1 protein-coding gene is annotated in these 419 nt (G+C 63.0%); it reads right to left on the bottom strand.

Annotation, left to right across the window (positions count from 1 at the left end):
• The coding region (locus B3605_RS17635) for a gamma-glutamyltransferase (protein ID WP_296435314.1) at positions 1 to 419 on the bottom strand (419 nt) is incomplete at both ends.

The raw sequence follows: 419 nt of genomic DNA, 5'->3' as shown, positions 1-419 counted from the left end.
GGGCTTGCCATCCTTCGTCACGATGGTAGGGCTCATCGACGAGAGCGGGGTCTTCTTGGGCGCGATGGCGTTGGCTTCGCCCTGGACGAGGCCGTAGAGATTGGGGACGCCGGGTTTGGAGGTGAAGTCGTCCATCTCGTTGTTCAGCAATATGCCGGTGCCGGGCGCGACGACGCCGGCGCCGAAGTTGCCGTTCAGCGTGTAGGTGACGGCGACCGCGTTGCCCTCGTCGTCGATGATGGAATAATGCGTGGTCTCGGTGCTTTCCTTGGCGCCGAGCGGCTTCAGGTCGGCGGAAGTGCCTGACTTGTTGATGTCGATCTTGGCGCGGATAGCCTTGGCGTAGCTCTTGTCGAGAAGGGTCGTGACGGGGTTGTCGACGAAATCCGGGTCGCCGAGGGCGGCGTTGCGGTCGACAT

Source organism: Rhizobium sp. UBA1881 (assembly GCF_002338015.1).
Classification (GTDB): domain Bacteria; phylum Pseudomonadota; class Alphaproteobacteria; order Rhizobiales; family Rhizobiaceae; genus Rhizobium.
The sequence above is the reverse complement of the archived record's forward strand: the minus strand, read 5'-3'. Positions and strand labels throughout refer to the sequence as shown.